This is a genomic window from Hymenobacter negativus (genome assembly GCF_016056375.1).
Lineage (GTDB): Bacteria > Bacteroidota > Bacteroidia > Cytophagales > Hymenobacteraceae > Hymenobacter > Hymenobacter negativus_A.
In genome coordinates, this window is the sequence record NZ_JAEDAE010000001.1 from 505,649 (window position 1) to 528,904 (window position 23,256).

Annotated in this window: 22 protein-coding genes; 11 read left to right on the forward strand and 11 right to left on the reverse strand. The window is 62.3% G+C overall.

Annotated features, from left to right (window positions below):
* Positions 1-12 precede the first annotated feature (12 nt).
* The 5 genes from I7X13_RS02225 to I7X13_RS02245 all read right to left on the reverse strand — a co-directional run bounded on the left by I7X13_RS02225 (position 13) and on the right by I7X13_RS02245 (position 3,837).
* Positions 13-408 carry a hypothetical protein gene (locus tag I7X13_RS02225; RefSeq protein ID WP_198074176.1) on the reverse strand — a complete coding sequence of 132 codons (396 nt, stop codon included), beginning with the start codon at positions 406-408 and terminating at the stop codon, positions 13-15.
* Entirely contained in the window at positions 392-1,156 is a 765-nt protein-coding gene (locus I7X13_RS02230; RefSeq protein WP_198074177.1) for a class I SAM-dependent methyltransferase, read from the reverse strand. Before I7X13_RS02230 ends, I7X13_RS02225 begins: the two co-directional genes overlap by 17 nt.
* A complete protein-coding gene (locus tag I7X13_RS02235; protein WP_198074178.1) occupies positions 1,144-1,884 on the reverse strand; it encodes a DUF2071 domain-containing protein in 741 nt (246 codons plus the stop codon). The genes I7X13_RS02230 and I7X13_RS02235 overlap by 13 nt, the downstream gene beginning before the upstream one ends.
* An 8-nt stretch (positions 1,885-1,892) precedes the next feature.
* On the reverse strand, positions 1,893-2,261 hold the full coding sequence (locus I7X13_RS02240) for a DoxX-like family protein (protein ID WP_233454636.1): 369 nt from the start codon (positions 2,259-2,261) through the stop codon (positions 1,893-1,895).
* 88 nt (positions 2,262-2,349) lie between these two features.
* Entirely contained in the window at positions 2,350-3,837 is a 1,488-nt protein-coding gene (locus I7X13_RS02245) for a DNA/RNA non-specific endonuclease (protein WP_233454637.1), read from the reverse strand.
* 106 nt (positions 3,838-3,943) lie between these two features.
* Here I7X13_RS02245 and I7X13_RS02250 point away from each other — a divergent pair, with 106 nt between their 5' ends.
* The gene (locus I7X13_RS02250) at positions 3,944-4,669 is read left to right on the forward strand and encodes a Bax inhibitor-1/YccA family protein (RefSeq protein WP_198074180.1); all 726 of its coding nucleotides are present in this window, start codon (positions 3,944-3,946) and stop codon (positions 4,667-4,669) included.
* 139 nt (positions 4,670-4,808) lie between these two features.
* On the opposite strand, the gene I7X13_RS02255 is transcribed toward I7X13_RS02250, so the two are convergent.
* Positions 4,809-5,684 carry an alpha/beta hydrolase gene (locus tag I7X13_RS02255; protein WP_198074181.1) on the reverse strand — a complete coding sequence of 292 codons (876 nt, stop codon included), beginning with the start codon at positions 5,682-5,684 and terminating at the stop codon, positions 4,809-4,811.
* 223 nt (positions 5,685-5,907) lie between these two features.
* Here I7X13_RS02255 and I7X13_RS02260 point away from each other — a divergent pair, with 223 nt between their 5' ends.
* Positions 5,908-8,475, forward strand: a complete 2,568-nt coding sequence (locus I7X13_RS02260) for an alpha-amylase family glycosyl hydrolase (RefSeq protein ID WP_198074182.1) — start codon at positions 5,908-5,910, stop codon at positions 8,473-8,475.
* Between the two features lie 176 nt (positions 8,476-8,651).
* Here the strand turns inward: I7X13_RS02260 and aspA are convergent, their stop codons facing one another.
* Entirely contained in the window at positions 8,652-10,058 is a 1,407-nt protein-coding gene (gene aspA / locus I7X13_RS02265; RefSeq protein ID WP_198074183.1) for an aspartate ammonia-lyase, read from the reverse strand.
* A gap of 253 nt (positions 10,059-10,311) precedes the next feature.
* Between aspA and I7X13_RS02270 the strand changes: the two genes are divergently transcribed.
* From I7X13_RS02270 to I7X13_RS02280, 3 genes are all read left to right on the forward strand, one after another.
* The gene (locus tag I7X13_RS02270) at positions 10,312-12,063 is read left to right on the forward strand and encodes a DUF885 domain-containing protein (protein WP_198074184.1); all 1,752 of its coding nucleotides are present in this window, start codon (positions 10,312-10,314) and stop codon (positions 12,061-12,063) included.
* 173 nt (positions 12,064-12,236) lie between these two features.
* Positions 12,237-12,593 carry a thioredoxin family protein gene (locus I7X13_RS02275; protein ID WP_198074185.1) on the forward strand — a complete coding sequence of 119 codons (357 nt, stop codon included), beginning with the start codon at positions 12,237-12,239 and terminating at the stop codon, positions 12,591-12,593.
* An 18-nt stretch (positions 12,594-12,611) separates the two neighbouring features.
* Entirely contained in the window at positions 12,612-13,370 is a 759-nt protein-coding gene (locus tag I7X13_RS02280) for a YdcF family protein (protein WP_198074186.1), read from the forward strand.
* Between the two features lie 120 nt (positions 13,371-13,490).
* Here I7X13_RS02280 and I7X13_RS02285 read toward each other — a convergent pair whose 3' ends face one another.
* Positions 13,491-14,885 carry an NAD-dependent succinate-semialdehyde dehydrogenase gene (locus tag I7X13_RS02285; protein ID WP_198074187.1) on the reverse strand — a complete coding sequence of 465 codons (1,395 nt, stop codon included), beginning with the start codon at positions 14,883-14,885 and terminating at the stop codon, positions 13,491-13,493.
* Positions 14,886-15,156: 271 nt separating this feature from the next.
* Between I7X13_RS02285 and I7X13_RS02290 the strand changes: the two genes are divergently transcribed.
* The 6 genes from I7X13_RS02290 to I7X13_RS02315 all read left to right on the forward strand — a co-directional run bounded on the left by I7X13_RS02290 (position 15,157) and on the right by I7X13_RS02315 (position 19,481).
* Positions 15,157-15,717 carry an RNA polymerase sigma factor gene (locus I7X13_RS02290; RefSeq protein ID WP_317191513.1) on the forward strand — a complete coding sequence of 187 codons (561 nt, stop codon included), beginning with the start codon at positions 15,157-15,159 and terminating at the stop codon, positions 15,715-15,717.
* A 7-nt stretch (positions 15,718-15,724) separates the two neighbouring features.
* Complete coding sequence (locus I7X13_RS02295) at positions 15,725-16,633, forward strand: anti-sigma factor (protein WP_198074188.1); 909 nt, start codon at positions 15,725-15,727, stop codon at positions 16,631-16,633.
* A 113-nt stretch (positions 16,634-16,746) separates the two neighbouring features.
* A complete protein-coding gene (locus I7X13_RS02300) occupies positions 16,747-17,286 on the forward strand; it encodes a heme NO-binding domain-containing protein (RefSeq protein ID WP_198074189.1) in 540 nt (179 codons plus the stop codon).
* 42 nt (positions 17,287-17,328) lie between these two features.
* On the forward strand, positions 17,329-17,865 hold the full coding sequence (locus I7X13_RS02305; RefSeq protein WP_233454638.1) for a rhodanese-like domain-containing protein: 537 nt from the start codon (positions 17,329-17,331) through the stop codon (positions 17,863-17,865).
* Positions 17,858-18,508 (forward strand): TIGR04282 family arsenosugar biosynthesis glycosyltransferase, encoded by a 651-nt coding sequence (locus I7X13_RS02310; protein WP_198074190.1) that lies wholly within the window; start codon positions 17,858-17,860, stop codon positions 18,506-18,508. The genes I7X13_RS02305 and I7X13_RS02310 overlap by 8 nt, the downstream gene beginning before the upstream one ends.
* A gap of 79 nt (positions 18,509-18,587) precedes the next feature.
* Complete coding sequence (locus tag I7X13_RS02315; protein WP_198068161.1) at positions 18,588-19,481, forward strand: hypothetical protein; 894 nt, start codon at positions 18,588-18,590, stop codon at positions 19,479-19,481.
* Between the two features lie 75 nt (positions 19,482-19,556).
* On the opposite strand, the gene I7X13_RS02320 is transcribed toward I7X13_RS02315, so the two are convergent.
* The 3 genes from I7X13_RS02320 to I7X13_RS02330 form a co-directional block, all read right to left on the reverse strand.
* Positions 19,557-20,921, reverse strand: a complete 1,365-nt coding sequence (locus I7X13_RS02320; protein ID WP_198074191.1) for a hypothetical protein — start codon at positions 20,919-20,921, stop codon at positions 19,557-19,559.
* Positions 20,922-20,970: 49 nt separating this feature from the next.
* Positions 20,971-22,428 carry a cellulose synthase family protein gene (locus tag I7X13_RS02325; RefSeq protein WP_198074192.1) on the reverse strand — a complete coding sequence of 486 codons (1,458 nt, stop codon included), beginning with the start codon at positions 22,426-22,428 and terminating at the stop codon, positions 20,971-20,973.
* Positions 22,429-22,529: 101 nt separating this feature from the next.
* The gene (locus I7X13_RS02330) at positions 22,530-23,228 is read right to left on the reverse strand and encodes a glycosyltransferase family 2 protein (RefSeq protein ID WP_198074193.1); all 699 of its coding nucleotides are present in this window, start codon (positions 23,226-23,228) and stop codon (positions 22,530-22,532) included.
* Positions 23,229-23,256 lie beyond the last annotated feature (28 nt).

Sequence of the window (23,256 nt, forward strand, 5' to 3'; positions counted from 1 at the left end):
GCATAACGTGCTTCAACCCAAGCCAGCCAGTAGGAAAACGCCGCTCAGGTAGCTCCAGCAGGCGATGAAGATGAGGTGCACGCAGGTTTCGAAACGCTTGCCGCGCCAGAGCTCGGGGGAGTAGCCGAAAAATTGAATGAGCAACCGGGCCAGCCAGAAGATGCCGCAGCCCAGCGCCACGCGGCGGCCCAGTGGCGTGCCCAGCAGTTCGGGAGCTGAAGTGAGGCAGAGCACGCCCATCAGCAGCACCACAAAGGCGACGAAAAAGGTGTGCACGTACATCATCTGGCGGTTGATGAGGCTGACGGGTGCGAATTCGGTGCGCCAGTTGAAGTAGCGGGCGAAAGCCGCGTGCAACAGCGCCAACACGACGAGGGCCAAGCCAATAATTCTAAGCTGCAGGACCATGCTTGCGCAGGAAAAAGGCGGTGATAAAGGGCGTGATTTTGACCTCGTGCGCAACCCGCAGTCCGGCCGCCCGGAAGGTAGCCAACCAGGCTTGGCGTGAATGAAAATGCAGAAAGCCAATGGTGTAAGCCAGAAAATTGGGCAGGTCGCGCAGGTGCTCGGTTACGACCACCGTGCCGGTGGGGGCCAGCACCCGCATCAGCTCGCGGAAGAAAGCTACCCGCTCGGCGGCATCCCGGATTTCGTGGGCTGCCAGAAATGCCACGGCCAAATCAATGGAACCAGCAGGCAGCGGCAACTCCGCGCGGGTATCGACAGCGTGCGTGCCGGGGTAGGGCGGGTACGCCCGGCGGGCCCGCTGAATAGAAACCTCTGTGTGTCGGGCGGCGTCGTAAAAATCGGCTGCCAGTAGGTTAGCATTGGGGTATTGGTGGGCCAGCGGGGCACTTATTTCATCGAACCCGGCGCTGACTGTGAGCAGTGCCGCCGGAACCGGGCCGGCGGCCTGCAGCCACTTGAACTGGTATAATCCGGAAAAATCGTAGATGTAGGCCGTGATGAGCAGCGAAACAAGCATGGGCACCAGCGCCAAAACCAGCAGCAGCCCGGCGTAGGGGCGCAATGCCGACGGGCCTGCCTGCCACAGCCCCGCCAGCACCAGCGCGGCGCCACCCGCCGCGAGATAGAAATGCCAGTTGAACCGCACCACATTCCAGACGCCTTGCAGCGGGGTTCTTAGCGGCGCCATTGCTCGGTGCGTCCTTTCTTCCAGTAATAGGGCACATCGCGCAGCGAAAACGCATTGGCCAACACCAGCTGGCTGAGCCCGAGGTGCTGCAAAAAGCCGACGTGGTAGCTCTCTACGGCCACGGGCTGCGGTTCCCAATGCTGGCGCACGCCTTCTACTATCAGCATGCTGCCGGCCGCGGCATCGGCCGAAAAGGTGAAGGGCAGGGGGCCGGCAAAGCGCCGGGCTTCGGCCCAGGTGGCGAAGGGCGACTGCGGCGGCAGCACGACTTCCGAGGCCGGCGGGGCCAGCGTGACCTGAAAATCGGCCTGCTGCGATGCAATGCGCAAGCGGCCGGCGGTGTGCTGCTGCGCGATGTCGACGGTGTGGTAGCGATAGTGCGTCATCAGGTTGCCGAGCAGGGTCATGCGCTTCTTATCGGTTTCGGAGCGCAGGATGTAGAGGCCGCGCAGGCGCTTGCCGGTGGGCGAGGGGTAACGCACAAAGGCCCGGTAGCCAATCAAAAAGAAGTCCTGCCCCAGCGCGGCTGGAAAACCTTGGGGCCGTAGCTGGCGGGTCTGGACCAGCGCCACGGCCAGGAAGCCCCACTTGTCGGCAAAGGTGTCGGGCACCAGCGGGGCGGGCAGCAGGGCCGCCAGCTCGGCCCCGGGCACGGCAAAGGTGAGCACCAGCGAATGCTCGAAAAACGCTTCGACGGGAAACGGGTGGGTTTTGAGCCAGGCGAGCATGCGTGAAACTAGGCGGCTGCGAGCCGGGACGGCCGCAGGTAGTGAAGGTAGATAAAACCACAGAATAGCACGGCAAACAAGGCATTAGCTCGGCCCCAGAGCAGCAGGTCGGGCGCGAGTACGGCTTCCAGCGTGTTCATGGTGAGCACCAGGATAATCTGAGCCCAGGCGCACCAGCGGGGCTTTATGCCACTGATTACCCACAGGCCAATGCCGATTTCGCCCAGCCCGATGAGGCGCGTGAGCAGGCCCGCGTGCGCTGGCCCGAGGATGCGCGCCACGATGGCCGCGTGGCGCGGCACAAGCATCAGCAGCTTGCAGAGCAGGCCGTTGGCCAGCCAAACCAGGGCAATGAGGTAAGTGAAGAGGCGGTGCATAACGTATGGTAGCATGGACGCTGCGAGTCCGCGCGAAGGCGAAAGATGGCAGAACGATGCGTGGACTCGCAGCGTCCACGCTACCAAACTATTCCGCCCGGCCGCTGTCTACCAGCTTTTGCAGGCGGGCCTGTGCGACGCGGGGCAGGGCGCTCAGCAAATCCAGGCCGGTGGCGGCTTCAATTTTATCGACCGAGGTGAGGTATTGCCGCCAGTCCGGGCTCACGGTATTGTTGTCGTTGGGCGTATCCACGGCCAGCACGCGCACGGCGGGGTCGGTGGCGATGCGCTGCAGGTCGTTGGTACCGTCGGGCAGTATCACCATGACTTTCCAGATGCGGGCCGGCACCGTGACGCGGCCCTGGTCGAGGGTTTCGACGAAGCCATTGCTACCGGTGCCGCCGCGCCCGTAGCTGCCCATTATCACGTAGATTTCCTGGCCGCGCTGCACCTGCGAGCGGCCGTATTCTTCGAGGTGGGCCCAGGTTTGCTGGTTGTTGTGCGGAGCCTGGGGCACCATGTTGGTCATCAGGAAGGTGTTGGCGTTGGCGTCAAGGTCGGCGGTACGGTCGCCGCTCGGGCAGTTGTGGCCTTTGTCGAAGCCCGAGCGGGCGTAGCTGGCGGGCGTTACTTGGTAGAACTGGCGGGGCAGGGCCGCGTCGGGCCGGAAGTTGTTCTGGCGAGGGGCCTGGCCCAGGTCGGCTTTATCGATGTGCCAGCTTACCCAGTTCGGAATGCCGCGCGCGGCGTTGTAGCCGATGGTGAATTCGGGGTGGACCAGCAGGTAATTGCTCGCGTTGTTGGGGTCGGAAGTGGCACCGCTGGGGTTGCCCAAGGCCAGGTTGGCATCGTTGGGGTCCTGGGCCTGGCCGGTGCCAGTGCCAGCCGGGTATTGGGTTTTGGGTGTTTGGCTTTGGGTGTTGGGTACTGGGTTTTGGGTGTTTTGGGGCTGATTTCGATTCTCGAAATAGCCGCCCGTGACTCCCGCGCCTACGGCTATGGCCGGGCCGGCAGCGGTTTCGAGCACGATGTCGTCGATATCGAGCCGGTTTTTCGGGCCGCTGGTTTTGCGGATTTCCAGGCGCAGCGGCTCGTTGGCCAGGCCGGCGAAGACGTGGGGCGTGAGCTTGGGGCCGCTGGTGACCACCGGCGCGCCGGTGCGGGCGTAGGTGCGGCCGCCGTCGCGGCTCAGCCACAGCTCCCAAGTGCTGGGACCGTCCTGGCCATAGGCAGCAGCCGAGATGGTGATGCGCCGCACCCCGGCCTTGGCATCGAAGCGCATAGCAATACGGCCCAGGTTGCGCAGGCGGGCGGCCCGCTCGCCGGATTTATGGTCCTGCGGGCTGCTGCCAATGAGGGCATCCTGAAAATGCCAGGCCCCGGTGGCCAGCGGTTCGTCGGCCTCTTCGTAAGCGCCCTTGCTGCCGGCCTCGAAGGTTTCGGGGAACGGAGCCGGGGCGGGCTGCTGGGCGGTACGGGCCGCAGGCGGGCGAGTGGCAGTGGCGGTTTCGGCTGGTTGCTGCCCGCAGGCCAGGAGGCCAAACGCGGCAAGGGTGAGATAGGCGGAAGCGTGCATGGGGCGAAGATATGCGCCGGCCCGGCCCCACTTGACCAAGTGAAAAACCATTGCGTAGCTTCGCCGCACTTATTCATCGTTCCAACCTTTCACCCCAACTGTTTTTATGGAAGACAACCAATTCACGCCGGAGCCCCGGCGGATACAAATTTCGGCCGAAGAAGCCGCCGAGGTCCAGGCCCGCTTTTTTGCACAGGTGTACGGCTGGATGGCCGCTGGTCTGGGCCTGACGGGCGGCATTGCCATGTTTGCTTCCACGTCGCCGGAGCTGATAAACTTCGTTTTTGGTACGCCTTTCGTATTTCTGGGGCTGATTATCCTGGAGTTGGTGGTAGTGGGCTTTCTTTCGGCCCGCATTTTCGACTGGAGCCTGGGCAAGGTGCAGGCGGCCTTCGTGGGCTACGCTATGCTGAATGGTGTGACGCTGAGCTGCGTGTTTCTGGCTTACACGTCCTCGTCCATCGCCTCCACGTTCTTTGTTACGGCGGGTACGTTTGGCGTGATGAGCCTCTTCGGCTATTTCACCAAAGCCGATTTGTCGGGCTGGGGCAAGCTGCTGAGCATGGCCGTTATCGGGTTGGTAATTGCCATGCTGGTCAATTTTTTCTTCAATAACCCGGTGGTGGAAATTATTACTTCCTTCGTCGGTGTGCTTATTTTCACGGCCCTCGCGGCCTACGATACTCAGAAGCTGAAGATGCTGGCGCTGCTGGGCATCACGGAAGGCGAGGAGGTAAGCAATAAGGCATCCATCCTGGGCGCCCTCACGCTGTACCTCGATTTCGTGAATCTGTTCCTGTTTCTGCTGCGCATTTTCGGCCGGCGGCGGTAGGTTGCCGCGCTGGTGTGGTCATTCACAAACAGAAAAAAGGCCCGCTGGCATTGCCAGCGGGCCTTTTTTCTGTTTGCCTCAGTATGAGGCAGGAGTTTTTAGGTCAAGGCGGTAATTATTCCGCTGATGCGCGCCGAGTTTAGCGTGGGACCATCACCCCGTTGGCCTGTAATGCATTGGTAAGAAACAGCACTTGGTAGGGCAGGGCCGCTTGCCAGTATTCCCAGGTGTGGCCGCCGGGGCGCTCGGTGTAGTCGTGCGGGGTATGGTTGTACACGAGGCGGCGGTGCAGCTCACGGTTGATGTCGACGAGGCCGTCATCCACGCCGCAGTCGAAGATGATGGGCAGGCCATTTTTATGGATTTGGTCGGCCATGTTGATGACCGAGTTGGCGCTGAAAAACGTGGGATTGTCGGCCTCATTGCCCAGGATGGGGGCCATATTTTTGTTGCGCCAGGCCACTTCGTCGGGCGTGAAATGGCGGTTGGCGCTGCTCAATTCCAGGGCGCCGCTCATGCTGCCGGCGGCGCAGTACAAATCGGGATGGCGGGCCGAGAGGTAGAAGGCGCCAAAGCCACCCATCGAAAGCCCCGTGATGACGCGGCCCTTGCGGTCGCGCACGGTGCGGTAGGCCTGGTCGATGGCCGGAATAACTTCCTTGGTGAGGTAGGTCTCAAACTGGCTGTCAGCCTTCACGGGACTGTCGAGGTAGAAGCTGAAGGTTTCGCCCTCGGGGTTCACGATAATCAGGTTGTACTGGTCGGCGAGGCGGTGCAGGAGCTGCTTGTCGGGCGTTTTGCTCAGCCAGTTGTCGAAGTGGCCCCAGGCTCCGTGCAGCAGGTACAGCACCGGGTAATTCGCCTTTTTATTTTTGGCGTAGGAAGCCGGCAGCACCACGGCGGCGCGGTAGGTTTTGTGCATGGCCGCGCTCGGGATGGCCAGGGTATCGACGCGGGCGGCGCGGGCCGTGGTGGCGGTGAGGAAGATGAGAGCGAGGAGAAGGAGGGGGCGCATGAGTGGTTGAATAGGATGGTTAGCGGGAGGAGGGGGCTAAAGTAACGGGGCCGCTGTCATCCTAAGCGCAGCGAAGGACCTTATCACCGCTGAACGGTTGGCAGTATTCCTCCTGATGCGAACGTGATGAGGTCCTTCGCTGCGCTCATGATGACAGCCGGCAAGGGGTTCCGGCAGCAGTGAGCGTAACTTTGTGGCTCTCGCATTCGCAAGTATCAAACCAATGAAATTCCGCTTACTACTTATCGCTTTACTCGCCGGCTGGGGCAGCGCGCAAGCCAATCAGCTCACCTTCCGGGTGGATATGGGCACTACGGCCGTGCCTGCGGGCGGCGTGCACGTAGCCGGCAACTTCCAGGCCGCCGCCGGCTTCCCGGCCGACTGGAACCCCGCCACCACAGCCCTGACCGATGCCGACGGCGACCACGTGTGGGAAGCCACCGTAAACGTGCCGGCCGGCACCTACCTCTATAAGTTCGTGAACGGCAACGCCTGGGGCGTTTCTGAAATCGTGCCCGCTACCTGCGGCATTACCGATGGCAGTGGCAACGTGAACCGGCAGGTGGTGGTGGGCGGCTCGGCCGTGCGCCTGCCCATCGTGGCCTTTGCCGGCTGTGCCCCGCAGCTGCGCTTCGCCGTGGACATGACCGGCCAAACCGTGGCCCGCACCGGCGTGCACGTGGTGGGCAACTTTCAGGCCCTGGCCGGCTACGGCGCGAACAACGACGCCACCGCGCTGCCCCTGACCGACGACAATAACGACGGCATCTACGAAGTGACGATTTCGCTGCCGGCCCCGGGCATGTTCCAGTACCGCTTTGTGAACGGCAACACCCTGGCCGGAGCCGAAACCGTGCCCGCCGCCTGCGGCACCGCCGATGCCAGCGGCACCCTGCTGCGCGTAGTGAACGCCACGGCCGCCGTGAACACCACGCCGAGCTACTGCTTCGGCACCTGCACGGCTTGCAACGGGGCCACGCTCACCAGTTACTCCACGTATTGGTGGAACGACGCGGTGTTCTACGAGGTGTTCGTGCGCAGCTTCTACGACAGCAACGGTGACGGCAAGGGCGACTTCGCCGGCCTCACCCAGAAGCTCGACTACCTCAACGACGGCAACCCCGCCACCACCACCGACCTGGGCGTGACTGGCCTCTGGCTGATGCCCATTATGGACTCGCCCAGCTACCACGGCTACGACATCAGCGACTACAAGGCTGTGGAGCCGGACTACGGCACGATGGCCCAGTTCGATGCATTCCTGGCCGCCGCCCACCAGCGCGGTATCAAGGTGATTCTGGACATGGTGCTGAACCACTCGTCGAGCCAGCATCCGTGGTTTACGCAGTCGGCGGCTAGTACTACCAGCCCGTACCGCAACTGGTATTTGTGGTCGCCCACCGACTTGGGCTACGGGCCGTTTGGCGGCAGCGGCTGGCACCTGCGCAACGGCCAGTATTTCTACGGCGCTTTCTATGATGGCATGCCCGATTTGAACTGGCGCAACCCCCAGCTTAAAGCGGCCATGTGGGATGCCGACCGGTTCTGGCTGCGCAAGGGCGTGGACGGCTTCCGCCTCGACGCCGTGCGCTACCTGGTGGAAACCGGCACCACCACGGCCGACACGCCCGAGACGCTCGGCATTCTGGAGGAGTTTCACGACTCGCTGAAGGCCGTGAACCCGGCCGCCCTGTCGGTGGGCGAGGCCTGGACCAATACCAGTGCCGTGATTCCCTACGTGCGCAACGGCCGCCTTGACCTTTGCTTTGAGTTCGACCTGGCCAGCAGCATCGTGGGGGCCGTGACGGCGGGCAGCCCCGCCGCGCTGCGCACCCAGCTCAACCTCGTTACCAGCCAATACCCGCGCCTGCAATACGCCACCTTCCTCACCAACCACGACCAGAACCGCGTGTTCGACGTGCTGGGCAGCAACGTGGCTCGCATGAAGCAGGCGGCAGCGCTCTACCTCACCATGCCCGGTGTGCCGTTCATTTACTACGGCGAAGAAGTGGGCATGGCCGGCAGCGGGGCCGACGAAGACAAGCGCAAGCCCATGCAGTGGACGGCCGGCACGCAGGCGGGCTTCACCACCGGCACGCCCTGGCGTGGCATCAATTCCAACTTCGGCACCTACAACGTGGCCACCGAACAGGCTGACCAGAACTCGTTGCTCAGCCACTACAAGAAGCTCATTGGCCTGCGCACCGCCAACGAAACCCTGCGCAAGGGCTACTACCTGCCCGCCACGTCGTCGGCTGCTTCGGTGCTGGCCTACGCCCGTGTGTTCGGCCAGGAAGCTACCCTGATTGCCGCCAACCTGGGCAGCAGCACCGTGAGTGGCTCCACGCTTTCGCTCAATATGTCGACGCTGGCCGCCGGCACTTACCAGGTGACCGAGCTGTACACCGGCCAGGCCGCCGGCACCGTCACGGTGAACGCGCAGGGTGGTTTCAGCAGCTTCGCCACCACGCTGCCGGCGCTGGCCGCCAACCAGACCTGGGTGCTGCGCCTGCGCTCCACCACGGCCACCGGCACGGCCAGCACGCAGCCCGCCTTCGGCGTGGCCCTCTACCCGAACCCCACGGCCGGCGTGGTGCGCTTGGCCCTGGCCGCCGCCCCAGCCGCCCAAAGCCAGCTCCAGGTATTTGACCTCACCGGCCGCCTATTGCAAACGCGCAACATCAGCGGCAACAGCTACGTGCTGGAAACTAGCGGTTGGGCCGCCGGTACCTACTTCGTGCGGGTGCAGTCGGGCACGGCCGTGGCGGTGCAGCGGCTGGTGGTAGAGTAGGGGCCTCACCCCCCCGGCCCCCTCTCCGGTGGAGAGGGGGAGCCACGGTGGCGCAGGGTTATGCTAATAAAAAAAGCCTCGGAGATACGAGGCTTTTTTTATTGTAATCCGACCTAAATCAGAAATTCATCAGGTTCCCCATCTCCCCAAGGAGAGGGGGGCGGGGAGGTGCTCCGCTACTTCATAAACACTGGCCGAATCAGGTTCTCAAACGTGAAAATCTCGTCCCACTTCTCCTGCGTTAATAGCCCGCGCTCGGTCACGGCGATGTCGTGGACGGACTTGCCGGTTTTAAGGGCTTCCTTGGCGATTTCGGCCGAAGCCTCGTAACCGATGACGGGATTGAGCTGCGTGACGATGCCGATGCTGTTGCGCACCAGGTTTTCGGCGTGTTCCTTATTGGCCGTGATGCCCACTACGCACTTCTCGCGCAGGGTGCGGCAGGCGTTGGTCATGTAGGAAATGGAGGTGAACAGCGCGAAGCTGATAACCGGCTCCATCACGTTGAGCTGCAGTTGGCCTGCCTCGGCCGCCATGGTCACCGTGAGGTCGGCCCCGATGACGTAGAAGGCCGTCTGGTTCACCACCTCGGGCACCACGGGGTTCACCTTGCCGGGCATTATGCTAGAGCCCGGCTGCAAGGGCGGCAGGTTGATTTCGTTGATGCCCGTGCGCGGGCCGGACGACAGTAGCCGCAGGTCGTTGCAGATTTTGCTGAGCTTCACGGCCGTACGCTTCAGCACGCCCGAGAGCTGCACGTAGGCGCCCGTGTCGTAGGTGGCCTCAAACAGGTCGCCGGCCAAAATCAGATTCAGGCCGGTGATGGCGCGCAGATGCTCGGTCACGAGCTCGGGGTAGCCGGTGGGTGCGTTAATGCGCGAGCCGATGGCGGTGGCGCCCATGTTGATTTCGTCAATCAGCCGGCGCGAGTCGTCGATGCGCAGCAGCTCCTCGCGCAGGTTGGTGGCGAAGGCGCGGAACTCGTCACCCATGCTCATCGGTACGGCGTCCTGGAGCTGGGTGCGGCCCATTTTGAGAATATCACGGAATTCTTCGGCTTTTTGGGCGAAGGCGTCGGCCAGCTCCACCAGGGTTTCGCGGTAGCCCACCAGCTTGTTGTTAAGCGCAATGCGGAAGGCGGTGGGGTAGGCGTCGTTGGTGCTTTGCGAGCAGTTGACGTGGTTGTTGGGGTGGCAATACTGGTACTCGCCCTTCTGGTGACCCATCATTTCGAGGGCCACGTTGGCGATGACTTCGTTGGCGTTCATGTTCACCGACGTGCCCGCGCCGCCTTGTATCATGTCGGTGAGAAACTGGTTGTCGAACTCGCCGGCGGCCACGCGGTCGCAGGCGGCGGCAATAGCATCGGCAATGTTGGCGGGCAGCACGCCGAGCTCCTTGTTGGCCAGGGCGGCGCCCTTTTTCACGTAGGCCAGGGCCTGCACGAAGAGCGGCTCATTCTTAATGGGAATGCCGGTGATGGCGAAGTTTTCGAGGGCGCGCAGCGTCTGAATGCCGTAGTAGGCGGTGTCGGGCAAGCTGCGTTCGCCGAGGAAATCGTGTTCGATGCGGGAAGTGGACATGGGGAATTTTGGGGTAGGAAGATGGGGCTGATACGGAATGGCCGAACGGCGGGACAAACCTACGGCGGCGCGTTGCAACGTGCCGGGTTTGGGGTGTTCCTTTGGGCGTTGGTGGCTGAAAATGTAGAGACGCGACACTTCGCGTCTCGGCGTTGAACGGCCGTAGCCGCGACGACCTGGCCGACCTTATAACTTTAGCAACGACGAGATGCGAAGTGTCGCGTCTCTGCATATCGTGCAACCATTCCCACCCATGAAACTCCGCTACCTGCCCTTGCTGGCTCTGGCCCTCGCCAGCTGCTCCCAAGCCGATAAACCCACCACCAGCAGCGGCCCCGATGCTCGCTTCGATGCCTTCAAAACCCAGTTCATCGAAGCCCTGTGGAAGCAAAACCCGGACTACGCCTCCGGCATGGGCTACCACAAATACGACTCGCTGCTGCTGATTCCTAACGCCGCCCAACGGCAAGCCGACTATGCTTTCGCCCAGCAAAACCTGGCCGCGCTGGGCAAATTCACACTCGACAGTCTCTCGCCCAACAACAAGATTGACCTGCGCCTGCTGCGCAACGAGCTGCGGGCCGAGCGCTGGTACGCCGACACGCTCAAAAGCTGGCAGTGGAACCCAGCTAGCTACAACCTCGGCGCCTCGGTGGGCGACCTGCTCAACGGCCGCCATTTCCGTCTCGACCGCCGCCTGCGCAACATCTCCGACAAAATCAGCCACGCGGCCGAGTTTTACGCCGCCGCCCGGGCCAACATCAGCAACCCCACGAAGGAGCACACCGAGCTGGGTCTCAAGCAAAACGCGGGCGGTCTGGAAGTTTTCGGCTCCGCGCTGGCCGATTCGGTGCGAAAATCGGGCCTGACCGAAGCTGAGAAAAAGACCCTGACCGACCGCGTGGCCGCCGCCCGCACGGCCGTGCAGGGCTACATAAATTTCCTCAAAAACGATGTGCTGACGGCCGGGAAATTTCGCTCGTTCCGCATTGGCAAGGAGCTGTTCGACCAGAAGTTTGCCTACGACATTCAGTCGCGCTTCACGGCCGCCGAAATTTACCAGCAGGCTTTGAAACACAAGGCCGAATTGCTGCACGACATGGGCCACCGCGCCGCCAGGCTCTATCCCAAGTATTTCCCTGGCCAGAAAGCGCCGGCTGATACGCTGGCCCTGATTACGGCCGTCATTAACCAGCTGACCCTGAAGCACGCCCCGCGCGATGGCTTCGTGGACGCCGTGAAGCGGCAAATTCCCACGCTGGTGGCCTTTGTCAATGACCACAAATTATTAACCCAGGACCCCAGCAAGCCGCTGGTGGTGCGCGAAACCCCGCTCTACATGCGCGGCAGTGGGGCAGGGGCCAGCGTATCGGCCCCCGGCCCCTACGACAAGGGCGCCAACACCTACTATAACGTGGAGCCGCTGCCCGCCGAGTGGACGCCCGCCCAGGCCGAGAGCTACCTGCGCGAATACAATGACTACACCCTTCAGATTCTCAACATCCACGAGGCCATTCCGGGCCACTACACGCAGCTGGTGTACGCCAACCGCTCGCCCTCGCTGGTGAAAAGCATTTTTGGCAACGGCGCCATGGTGGAGGGCTGGGCCGTGTACTCGGAGCGCATGATGCTGGAAAGCGGCTATGGTAACAACTCCGACGAAATGTGGCTGATGTGGGATAAATGGAACATGCGCTCGACCCTGAACGCGGTTATCGACCACGCCATCCAGGCCGAAAACATGAGCGAAACGGATGTAGTGAATATGCTGCGCCGCGAAGGTTTCCAGGAAGAAGCCGAGGCGCGGGGCAAGTGGCTGCGGGCCACCCTCAGCCAGGTGCAGCTCAGCAGCTACTTCACGGGCTACACCGAGATTTATGCCCTGCGCCAGGAGCTTAAGCAGCAGGAAGGCAAGGCCTTCGACCTGAAAGCCTTCCACGAAAATTTTCTCAGCTACGGCAGCGCCCCAGTGAAGTACATCCGGGAATTAATGCTGCGCATATAAGCTGAACCTTGAAGCTGATTTTGTAGTTAAACGGCATTTTGGAGGGAATTTGTCATTCTGACGCCGGAGGAATCTGAATAAAAAGGTTGGACGATTTCATCAGATTCCTCCGTCGGAATGACAACCTCATCATAAGTCTGCCCACTGCTTAGCCCGGCTATCACCTGCCTTATATGACTGAAGAAGAACGCAAACACGTGGTCGACACCGACGATCAGCACCTGCGCCGCCTCACGCACGAGCACATGAAGGTATTTGCCAAATTTACCTCCGCCGATTGCGCCATCTGCCAGGCGCTGGCCCCGCCCTTCGCCAAGTTCGTGGACGAGCCCGGCAACGAATCCATTTTGTTTGTGCGCCTCGATTCCGACGAAAACCCCGTGGCCCGCAAGCTGATGCAGCAAAAAGTAGCGCCCTTCTTCGTGAGCTACTGCCAGGGCCGGATGCTGGAGTGCGACAACCTGACTACCGAGGCCGAAGTTGTGGCTCAACTCGCCCGCCTGCGGGCCTTCGTGCCCGTCCACACGTAGGCGGCGCTACCTTTGGGCGTGTTTTTTCTGCTCTCGAAGGTTCTCGACTTTGTGCTGCTGCCCACCGTGTGGCTGGTGGCGTTGCTGATTGCGGCGCTCGTGGCGCGGCCGCCGCGCCAGCGTCGCTGGCTGGTGGCCGCGCTGGCACTCACGCTCTTAACCACTAATCCGTTTCTGGTCAATGAGTTGTTGTTGGCCTGGGAGGCCCCGCCCGTGGCCCTGGCCGCTCTGCCCCGCCACGCCGATGCCGCCGTGCTGCTTACCGGCATCACCAACGTTAGCAAATCGCCCCACGACCGGGTGTATCTCGGCCCCGGATCCGACCGCGTGACGAGTGCGCTCTGGCTGTACCGGGCCGGCCGGGTGCGCAGCATCATCGTGTCGGGCGGCTCGGGCGCGGTGCAGGCCGTGGCCCACACCGAAGCCGACGACCTGACCACGCTGCTGCGCCTAGCGGGCGTGCCCAACTCCGCCATCATCCGCGAAGAAAAAAGCCGCAACACCCGCGAAAACGCGCTTTTTACCAGGCAGCTGCTCACGCAGGAGCAGGACACGCTCATCCTCGTCACGTCGGCTTTCCACCAGCGGCGGGCCATGGGCTGTTTTGCAAAGGTCGGGCTACATCCCATCGGCTTTCCGGCCGGCTACCGCAGCACCGACCGCCGCCTTTCCCCCGACGCCTTACTGGTGCCCAACCCCGATGCAATGGTCAATTTCAGCCTGCTTACGCATGAGGTCACGGGCTGGCTGACGTATAAGGCGTTGGGATATTTGTAGGCCGCAGGAGAAAAGGAATCAACTGTCATCCTGAGCGTAGCGAAGGACTTTATCACGTTCGAACAACTTGTCTAAGCATGATAAGGTCCTTCGCTACGCTCAGGATGACAGAGAGGGAAATTACTCCGTCTTCGCTTCCGGCGCGACTTCCTTCCCAATCCAAATCGACTTTTGATTGACAAATTCGCGGATGCCCAGGTAAGAAAGCTCGCGCCCGTAGCCCGACTTTTTCACCCCGCCAAAGGGCATCTCCGGCATCGATTTCACCAGCCCGTTCACGAACACGGCCCCGCTCTCAATTTGCCGGGCCATTTCCTCGCCTTTTTTCGGGTCGGCAGTCCACACGGCAGCTCCCAGGCCAAAGAGGGAATCGTTAGCGATGCGCACGGCATCGGCGGCGTTTTTGGCTTCGAGCACCAGTGCCACCGGGCCAAATAATTCCTCCGCATAAGCCCGCTGGCCGGGCTTGATGTTCGACAGAATCATGGGACGGAACAGGGCGGTGCCGGGCTTGGCCTGGCCGCCAAATAGCTCCACCTTTGCGCCCTGCGCTACGGAGTCGTTCACTTGCTCGGTGAGCTCATCGGCTAGGTCGGGGCGGGCCAGGGGACCGTATTGGGTGGCCGGGTCGAGCGGGTCGCCGGGGCGCAGGGCCAGCAAGTGGGTTTTCAGGTGGCCGATGAATTCCTTTAGCACCGGTTTTTCCACGATGAAACGCTTGGCGGCAATGCAGCTTTGGCCGCTGTTTATCATGCGGCTTTGGGCGGCGGTTTTGGCGGCCAGGGCCACGTCGGCATCAGCCAGCACGATGAACGGGTCAGACCCGCCCAGCTCCAGCACGGTTTTCTTGATGTGCCGCCCGGCGGCGGCGGCCACGGCCGCGCCCGCGCCTTCGCTGCCCGTGAGCGTCACGGCCCGCAGGCGGTCGTCGGCAATGAGTTTTTCCACCTGATTGGTTTCGATGAGCAGCGTGCGGAAACAGGCCGGCGGCAGGCCTGCATCGTGAAAGATTTTCTCCAGCGCCAGGGCGCACTGCGGCACGTTGGAGGCGTGTTTGAGCAGGCCCACATTGCCGGCCATGAGCGCCGGCGCGGCAAAGCGCACCACCTGCCAGAACGGAAAATTCCACGGCATCACGGCCAGCACCACGCCCAGCGGCTGGTAGCTGAGGAAGCTGCGGCCGGCATCGGTTTTGATGAGCTCGTCGCTGAGAAATTCCTCGGCGTGGTCGGCGTAGTATTCGCAGCAGGTGGCGCACTTCACGGCCTCCGCACGGCCATCGGTGATGGGCTTGCCCATCTCCAGAGCCATAAGGTGAGCCAGCTCATCTTGCCGTTCGCGTAGCAGGGTGGCGGCGCGGCGCAGCACCCCGGCGCGGTGGGCAAACGTGGTAGCGGCCCAGGTAGCCGCCGCCCGGTGCGCCTGGCCCAGAATACGTTCAGTCTTGGCCCAGCTGAAAGGGGAGAAGCGGCGCAGCACGCGGCCGGTGTAAGGATTGTATGACTCGATGGGCATTGCAAAAAAAGAAAATCGAAAGAAAAATTAATTAGCACGCAACCAACAATTCAGCGGCAAAAAATGGTGGTATTATACTGTCGGTAAGTAGCTGGTCAACAACATAGCCCCGGCTTGGGTTGTGGCAGTGGCAAGGCTGGCAAGCCTCAGTTTCCGACTTCGGTTGCGGCCCGCAAAATGCCGTATACGGGCAATTGCGTGGCAAACCGTATTTTCGTGCGCTACCTAAGTCTCTGCCTTTCTGCTTTATCTCTCACTTTCAGTCACTCCCGTGTCCGATAATCCATTAATTCCCTTACCACCCGCCGCCGAGGAGGACCTGGTCCGGCGCCTCCAGGCCCGTGACGAATCGGCCATGACGCTGTTTTATGACCGGTACTCGGCCGCGCTCTACGGTGTCATCTTCCGCATTGTGAAGGCCGAGGACGAGGCTGAGGACGTGCTGCAGGAAGCGCTGGTAAAAATCTGGAACGCCTTCGCTAGCTATGACCCCAACAAGGGCCGGCTATTTACCTGGGTGCTGAACATTTGCCGGAATCTGAGCATCGACAAAATCCGCTCACGACAGCACCGCGTAGGTAGCAAAACAACGGGGCTGGACGACAGTCTGACGGCGCAGCGCCAGGCCGCGCCCACGGCCTTTCGCCCCGAACATATTGGCCTGCAAGAAATTACTCAGAAACTCATTCCCGAGCAGCGCCAGATTATCGACATGCTCTACTTCGAGGGCTTCACCCAAAGTGAGGTGGCCGAGGAGCTCAACATCCCTTTGGGGACGGTGAAAACCCGCGCCCGCACCGCTATCAAAGTCCTAAGCAAACTCATTCGCTGAACCAACCGTGGAAAACATCCAAGACTATATAGAATCGGGCATCCTGGAGCAATACGCTCTGGGCGAGCTTTCGGCCGCCGAGCAGGCGGCGGTGGAAGCCCAGGCCGCCAGCCACCCCGAAATCCGGGCCGAGCTGGAGCAGGTTCAGGCAGCGTTGGGTTTCTACGCCGAAGCCCACGCCATCACGCCCCCCGCCGCCATGCGCGAGCGGGTACTGAATAACGTACTGGCCCAAATCTCGGGCCCCGCCGCCACTTCCAGCCTTCGTGCCGATGTAGACGCCGTAGCCCAGACCGCCAGCCGCCCCGTAGCCAGCGCTCCGCAGCCGGTAGCTGCCAATGAAGCCGTGGTACGGCCCCTGTCCGCTGCGCCGGTGGAGGTGCCGGCCAGCCGCTCGGGCTGGGCCATCGCCGCCTCGGTAGCCTTGTTGCTGAGCCTGGGCGGTAATATGCTGCTGTACTCGAACTGGAAAAGCGCCAGCTCGGAGCTGGTGGCCTTGCAAAACGAGCAAGCCCGCTTCGCCACTACTTCGCAGGTAGTGGAGAAAAAACTGGGTGCGCTGCAGCAGGAAAACCAGGTGCTGCGCAACGACGAGTTCCGCGCCGTGGCCCTGGCCGGCACCAAAACCGCGCCCACGGCCCACGCCCGGGTGCTGTTCAACCCCGCCACCCACAAGGTGTACGTGGACGTGCGCAGCCTGCCTGTCCTGCCCGCCGATAAGCAGTACCAACTTTGGGCCCTCGACAAAGGCAAACCGATTGATGCCGGCGTGCTCACCGTGGCTACGGCCACCGGCGAAGGCCTCCAGCACATGAAGGATATTGCCAGCGCCCAGACTTTTGCCATGACCGTGGAGCCCGCCGGCGGCAGCGCCGGCCCCACGCTGAGCACCATGACGGTGGTAGGCAATATCTAGCGCGCGTGAAAACCAGGTGCATTTGGTTTGACCAAAAATAAACAAAGCCGCCTGTTAGCCGTTTGCGCTGGCAGGCGGCTTTGTTTATCACTCCAAAAATCTTCTTTAAGTCCATGCACGGCACCATTCTTACTCTGCTAAAGCGTTACGTCCAAACGCAATATGACCACAGCACTTGGGTGAAGCTAATGGAGTTGTCGGGGCTCGATAAAGTAGAATTCGACCACAAAACAGTGTACCCCGACGAGCATATTTACGCCCTCGTGGGCCATGCGGCCGAGATGACGGGCCTCTCGGCCGGTGAGTTGCACGAGAAGTTTGGCGAATACCTCGTGCCCGACCTTATGTACATGTACCAGCGCCTACTGAAACCCGAGTGGAAAACGCTGGACATGCTGGAACACACCGAGCTAACCATGCACAAGCAGGTGCGGCAGGAGCACAGCGAAAACTCGCCGCCCGTGCTCGATGTCAGCCGCTTGGGCCCCAATGAGCTGATGATTGACTACGTGTCGCCGCGCCGAATGGGCGGCCTGGCGGTGGGCATCGTGCGCGGCCTAGCCACTTACTACGACGAAGCCGACCGCATCGACGTGATGCCCACCACCACCGAAGACGGCGAACGGGTGCGCATTCACGTGCGTCGGCGCTAGCTTATCTTGCCCCGATTTATTTACTCTACATTTACGTACCCCATGCGCTGGCTCTTCTTGGTTCGCATCAGCCTGATTGCCGGCTTATTGGCTTCGGGAGCCTGCGGCAGCGGAGCCGGTGGTGAAACCGCTACTCCTGGCATGCTTTACAAGCAGTTGCTGCGCACCCTATACCGCAACACCGTGCCCACGGTGCCCGCCGCCGCCCTGGCACAGGAGCTGGCCGCGCCGGCCCCGCCGCTGCTGCTCGACGTGCGCACGCCCGCCGAATACCGCGTGAGCCACCTGCGCGGGGCCCGGTTTGTGCCCTTCGATTCCATCGCCACCGCGCAGTTTGCTGGCCTCGACCGCAGCCAGCCCGTGGTGGTGTACTGCTCGGTGGGCGTGCGGAGCGAGCGGCTGGGCGAGCGCCTGCACGCGCTGGGTTTTCGCAATGTGCGCAACCTCTACGGCGGCCTGTTTGAATGGGTGAACGAAGGCCGTCCTGTGGTGGATGCCACCGGCCCCACCACCAACGTGCACCCTTATTCTGCTGTCTGGAGCCCTTGGCTGAAACGGGGACGAAAAGTATATGAATGAAGACCTTGCGGCTCGCACCGCTCCATCGAATACTGATGCCCACCTGCTGGTATTTGCCCGCGTACCGGCCCTGGGGCGGGTGAAAAGCCGGCTGGCGGCCGGGGTAGGCGAGCCGGCCGCGCTGGCCATCTACCGCGAATTGCTGGCCATTACCAATGCTGCGATAATGGACGCCGGCGTGCCGGCCACCGTCTGGCTGGCCGATACCGCCGGCCCGAAGCCCACTGCCGCCGAAACCCGCGAATGGGCCGCGCACCACGCCCGATGCCAGCCCGAAGGCGACCTCGGCGCGCGCATGGCGGCGGCCTTTGCGGCTGCGTTTGAAGCGGGAGCGGGCTGCGTGGCCATCATCGGGACGGATTGCCCGGGGCTGCGCGACACCCATCTTAAGCAAGCCTTTGCGCTGCTCGAAACCAACGACCTGGTGCTGGGGCCGGCCACCGATGGCGGCTACTACCTGCTCGGCCTGCGTCAGCCCCGGTCCGAGCTGTTTCAGGGCAAAACCTGGAGTACGGATTCGGTGCTGACCGACACCCTGGCCGATGCCGGACGGCTGGGCCTTCGGGTAGCCTTTCTGCCCACCTTGCGTGACGTAGACGACGCCGATGATTTAGCGGTGTGGCGTGCGGAAAGCGTAAGCTAGCTCCAGAGGCCGTGTTGCAGGTGAGCGCGCTGCTGAAACGCGATACCTATATTCGCTTCCCAAAACCCCATTTGGCTGTATGAGTTTCTTTCCGCTGCGCCTGTTGATGCCTTTGCTACTGGTGGGCCTTTTGGTAAGCGGCTGCAATCCTGACGGGGACAAGACGGTGAAAGCCCGCACGCCGACATCGGCCCAGGCCTTGCAGGCGGTGATGCCGTATTTCGACCAGAACTGGGCCATGCACAAGCTGTGGGAAGACGGACTGGCCGAGGTAGCGACTTACGATGCGGAGCGGGTGATTTACAAGAAGAAGCGCACGTTTGAATACACGCAGATTACGGTGAAGGAAGAGTTCAACCAGCAGTTCAACGTGAAAACGGACGACTACCAGCGGGATGACCTGTTTCCGGTGATGAAAATCAACCAGTTCTGCAGCATTCAGGCCGATGAGTACCCATACCACTACCTCACGTCGCTGTTTTTCCGGCGCGACCAGCCGGTGTCATTATTCAAAATGTCGTCGTCGTCGCAGGAATGGTGCGGCAACACCTTCAAATCTATTATTGATGACGGGGTGAATTTTGAAATGTGGTTTCATTCTTACTGGGACGGGCAGGGCGACAACAGCCGCGACCTGCGCCGCGACGTCTTCCTCGAAGATGCCCTGCCATATACGCTTCGTGCGCTGAAATTCGACCAGAAGCCCAGCTTCAAGCTTGTGGTGTTGGACCTACAGCAAACCAACAAAGCCACGCCGCCGGTCTATTACCAAGCCCATCTCACGACCACCGAAGCCCCGGCCGCCGATGCCCCCGAGCCCGCCTGGCGCGTAGCCGTGGCGCTGGCGCCCGACAAGGAAAACGTGTATTGGTTCGCCAAAAACTACCCCAACATTTTACTCCGCCAAACCACCTGGGACGGCCGCACCCTGCGCCTGAAATCGACGCGCCGGTATGCGTATTGGCCTAAATAAGGTCGTATTTAGTAAAAAACGCCGCCTGCCATCCTGAGCTGAGCGAAGTGCCTTTTTGCGTTTGGTAATTGATAATCAAAGAGTGCGGGCGTGAGACGGTCCTTCGCTCCGCTCAGGATGACAGTTCTCATCCTTAGTCAAGCCCTGTCTCAGTTCCCAAACCAATACCCCAAACGCCACCACGTATTCCAGCGCCACCAGCCACAGGTTTTCGGTGTAGGCGGTGGTGCGGTAGGCGGCATATGACAGCACCGCCAGCCCTCCCCATACCAGCGGAAAGCGAAACCGCGCCAGCGCCCCCAGCCCGATGAGCAGCGTGAGATACCAGGGGTGCACGGTGGTAGCCAGGGCATAATACGCAGTAAGCATCAGCAGCAGCGTTTGGGCCAGGGAGGCCACGGTGAGGCGGCGCTCGCGCAACGCCAGCCCCAGCCCCAGCACGCCGCTGGTGAGCGCCAGCGCTGGCCCGATGCGGGCAATTTCATTGTAGGTGGTGAGCCAGATGCCAATGGGCCGCAGCACGTAATAGATACTGGCATTGAACTCGAAGCTGCGGAAGTACAGGTTCAGGCTGCGGCTGATGTTGACCACCAGCGCCCCCGACAGAAACGGACTGAACAGCACCAGCAGCGTGCACGCCACCACGCCCGCGTAGGCCAGAAACCGCCGCCAGCCCAGCCGCCGCACCAGCAGCGGCAGCACCAGCAGCGGCAGCAGCTTGGCCGCCACGCCCAGTGCCAGCGCCCCCGCCGATTTGGCCCATTGCTGCTGGCTCAGCAGCCAGATGGCCAGCAGCAGGAAGCACAAGGCCAGCGCTTCAAAATGCAGGTTGCCGGTGAGTTCTACGATGACCAGCGGGTGCAGCAGGTAGCGCAGCGCCCGCGCCTGGGGCCAGCCCATGGCGGCCAGCAGGGCCAGCAGGAGCCAGGCCGTGCCGACTTCGGCCGCCAGAATTGCCAGGCGCAGGCAGATAACGAAGCCGCGCTCCGAAGTGGGAAACAGGCGGGCCGCGCCACCGAATACCGCCTGGCACACCGGCGGATACACCGAGTAGTAATGAGGCGAATTGAGCTGCCGATACAGCTGCTGAAACTCGGGCAGCACGGCGTTGCGCACGGCGGCATCGGGCAGGGCGGTGCGGGCGCCGTCGGCAATGATTTCATCGGGCCGAAACTGAAAGGGGTTGACGCCGTGCGCCACCAGCAGGCCGTCCCAGCGGAAACGGAAAATATCGTCGGAAAAAGCCGGAGCGGCCGGCAGCCACAGCAGCCGGAACATCAGCGCCGCGCCCAGGCCCCAACGCAGCGGTAAGCGGCTGTGCAGCAGCCACGCATAGGCCCCCAGTGCCACCGCAACCAAGCCCGCCAACTGTTCAAAGTTCGCCCTCGGCGTGGCAAAAGCCAGGCCCGCATACGCCACGCCGGACAGCAGCAGCGCCACAACCTGAGAAATGGAAGGCAGTTTAAGAGACAAGGGTTTGGAGTGCTGGCTAGTTGTCGTCGCGGATGGAAAAGTAGCAGATTGCCGCAAAGCCAATGGTGAGCAGCGAGTGAAACGGCAGCAGCCCGAAGTCATCGAAGTAAATGCCGGCCGCGAGGCCAAATGCAAAGTAGGCCGCGAGCACGCCCTCCAGGATTACCAGGCCGCCCACCCCGCCGGTGCGGTAGCGCCGCTTGCGGGCCGGGCTGCCGGTGCCGGCCTTGGGCGTACGCACAAACGGCGTGCGCTTGCCCCACCAGCCCAGCAGCACGGCCCGTGCATTATGCAATGCTAGGCCCATCGAAACCGACAAAAACAGCAGGAAAAAGCCCGGGTAGCGCCACAGCGGCTTGTCGGGATGAGCCAGCCGCCAGGCCGTGTAGTAGTAATAAATCAGCGGCGTAAACCCAATCAGAAACACCGACGCCAGCTGAAAAACAGCCTTGTACTCGTGGTACTGCGCCCGCACGAACACCAGCGGCACGCTCAGCAGCGCCATGAGCATGATGACGACGTACACCGAGCTATTCAGCAAGTGGAAGGTGGCCTGGAGCTTAACGGGCAGCGGCTGTGCGGAGCGCCACATACTGCCGAGGTGCTTGTGAGCGGTTTCGGCCGCGCCCTTGGTCCAGCGGAACTGCTGCGATTTGAGGGCGTCCATCACGGCGGGCAGCTCGGCGGGGGCCACTATTTCGGGGCGGTAGAGGAAGCGCCAGCCGCGCAGCTGGGCGCGGTAGCTCAGGTCGAGGTCTTCGGTGAGGGTATCGGTGTGCCAGCCGCCGGCATCGTCGATGCAGGCGCGCCGCCACACGCCGCCCGTGCCGTTGAAATTGATGAAAAAGCCCGCCGACGTGCGACCCACCTGCTCTATGAGAAAGTGCGCGTTCAACCCAAAAGCCTGCAGGCGCGTGAGCAGCGACTCGTCTTCGTTCAGGTGCCCCCAACGGGTTTGGACCACGCCCACCTTTTTGTCCTGCAAAAAGTAGGGGATGGTGCGCCGCAGAAAGTCCGGGTCGGGCACGAAATCCGCATCGAAAATGGCCACGAACTCGTCGGCATTTTCCTCCAGGCCGTAGCGCAGCGCGCCGGCTTTGTAGCCCTCGCGGTTGGGCCGGCACACGTGGCTGATGCGCAGGCCCTGGGCGGCGTAGTGCGCCACGCGGGCCTCCGCCAGTGCCACGGTGGCATCGGTCGAGTCGTCGAGTACCTGTATGTGCAGGAGCTCAGCGGGATAGTCGAGGGCGGCAGCGGCGTCAATTATGCGCTCCACCACGTTTTGCTCATTGTAGAGCGGCAGCTGCACCAGCACGCGGGGCCATTTGGCCGGAGCGGGTGGGGGCGGCGGCAGCCCTTTGGCGTAGGAGCGGAGTGCCAGCCGCGTGAGCTGCCACTGTCCTGCGCTAAACCCCAGGATGAACAGCAGGCACAGGCCGTACAGCACCACTAGCAAAATGGGCAGCACCGCCATCAGAAACGAAAAAGAGAAACTCGCAACACAGCAAAAAAACAACTCCACCGACCGGCCCGACGTGGGCTGGGACAACAAGCCGGCGCATCGGCCCGAAATAATTACCAGTATTTAAAAATTGTCCACAGAATCTTGTAGCCTGCCCCGAGGGTGCCGCGCACCGTGCCCGACACTTTGCTCGTGCCGATGCGCTTGCGGTAGCGCACGGGCACCTCCACGGTGCGCAGGCCCAGGCGGGCGGCTTTCACCTGCATTTCCACGGTCCAGCCGTAGGTTTTGTCTTCCATGCCGATGCGCAGCAGGGCCGCGGCCGTGACGGCCCGGAAAGGGCCCAAATCGGTGACTGTGCCGCCGTAGCGGATATTGAGCAGGCGGGCAGCCAGCCAGTTGCCAAACCGCTGCTGGGGCAGGAGGGAGCCTTTTTCGCGCACGCCTAGGGCGCGGGAGCCGATGACCAGGTCGGCCTCCCCGCGCAGGAGCGGGGCCAGTAGTTCGGGCATTTGTTCGGGGAAATCGGAATGGTCGCCGTCGAGAAATACGACGAGGTCGGGCTGTTCGGATTGCGGCCGGCCGAAGGCGTGGGCCATGCCCGCCAAGCAGGCGTAGCCGTAGCCGGGGCGCGGCTCGCGCAGTACGGTGGCCCCGCTGGCCCGGGCGATTTCGCTGGTGTTGTCTGTCGAGTTATTATCAACCACAATGACTTCCTGGGCCAATCCGGCCGGGATTTCGGCCAGCACCAGGGCAATGGCCCCGGCCTCGTTGTGGGCGGGAATGATGACGCTGACGCGGGGCTGGGGCATGAAGCAAAAGGTGTAACGAACCACAAAG

Excerpts from the sequence above, each read along its gene's own strand:
- I7X13_RS02270 (WP_198074184.1), top strand. The coding sequence starts at position 10,312 with ATGAAACTCCGCTACCTGCCCTTGCTGGCTCTGGCCCTCGCCAGCTGC.
- I7X13_RS02305 (WP_233454638.1), top strand. The coding sequence starts at position 17,329 with ATGCGCTGGCTCTTCTTGGTTCGCATCAGCCTGATTGCCGGCTTATTG.
- I7X13_RS02260 (WP_198074182.1), top strand. The coding sequence starts at position 5,908 with ATGAAATTCCGCTTACTACTTATCGCTTTACTCGCCGGCTGGGGCAGC.
- I7X13_RS02285 (WP_198074187.1), bottom strand. The coding sequence starts at position 14,885 with ATGCCCATCGAGTCATACAATCCTTACACCGGCCGCGTGCTGCGCCGC.
- I7X13_RS02245 (WP_233454637.1), bottom strand. The coding sequence starts at position 3,837 with ATGCACGCTTCCGCCTATCTCACCCTTGCCGCGTTTGGCCTCCTGGCC.
- I7X13_RS02225 (WP_198074176.1), bottom strand. The coding sequence starts at position 408 with ATGGTCCTGCAGCTTAGAATTATTGGCTTGGCCCTCGTCGTGTTGGCG.
- aspA (WP_198074183.1), bottom strand. The coding sequence starts at position 10,058 with ATGTCCACTTCCCGCATCGAACACGATTTCCTCGGCGAACGCAGCTTG.
- I7X13_RS02230 (WP_198074177.1), bottom strand. The coding sequence starts at position 1,156 with ATGGCGCCGCTAAGAACCCCGCTGCAAGGCGTCTGGAATGTGGTGCGG.
- I7X13_RS02240 (WP_233454636.1), bottom strand. The coding sequence starts at position 2,261 with ATGCACCGCCTCTTCACTTACCTCATTGCCCTGGTTTGGCTGGCCAAC.
- I7X13_RS02250 (WP_198074180.1), top strand. The coding sequence starts at position 3,944 with ATGGAAGACAACCAATTCACGCCGGAGCCCCGGCGGATACAAATTTCG.
- I7X13_RS02315 (WP_198068161.1), top strand. The coding sequence starts at position 18,588 with ATGAGTTTCTTTCCGCTGCGCCTGTTGATGCCTTTGCTACTGGTGGGC.
- I7X13_RS02330 (WP_198074193.1), bottom strand. The coding sequence starts at position 23,228 with ATGCCCCAGCCCCGCGTCAGCGTCATCATTCCCGCCCACAACGAGGCC.
- I7X13_RS02255 (WP_198074181.1), bottom strand. The coding sequence starts at position 5,684 with ATGCGCCCCCTCCTTCTCCTCGCTCTCATCTTCCTCACCGCCACCACG.
- I7X13_RS02235 (WP_198074178.1), bottom strand. The coding sequence starts at position 1,884 with ATGCTCGCCTGGCTCAAAACCCACCCGTTTCCCGTCGAAGCGTTTTTC.
- I7X13_RS02275 (WP_198074185.1), top strand. The coding sequence starts at position 12,237 with ATGACTGAAGAAGAACGCAAACACGTGGTCGACACCGACGATCAGCAC.
- I7X13_RS02325 (WP_198074192.1), bottom strand. The coding sequence starts at position 22,428 with ATGGCGGTGCTGCCCATTTTGCTAGTGGTGCTGTACGGCCTGTGCCTG.
- I7X13_RS02300 (WP_198074189.1), top strand. The coding sequence starts at position 16,747 with ATGCACGGCACCATTCTTACTCTGCTAAAGCGTTACGTCCAAACGCAA.
- I7X13_RS02310 (WP_198074190.1), top strand. The coding sequence starts at position 17,858 with ATGAATGAAGACCTTGCGGCTCGCACCGCTCCATCGAATACTGATGCC.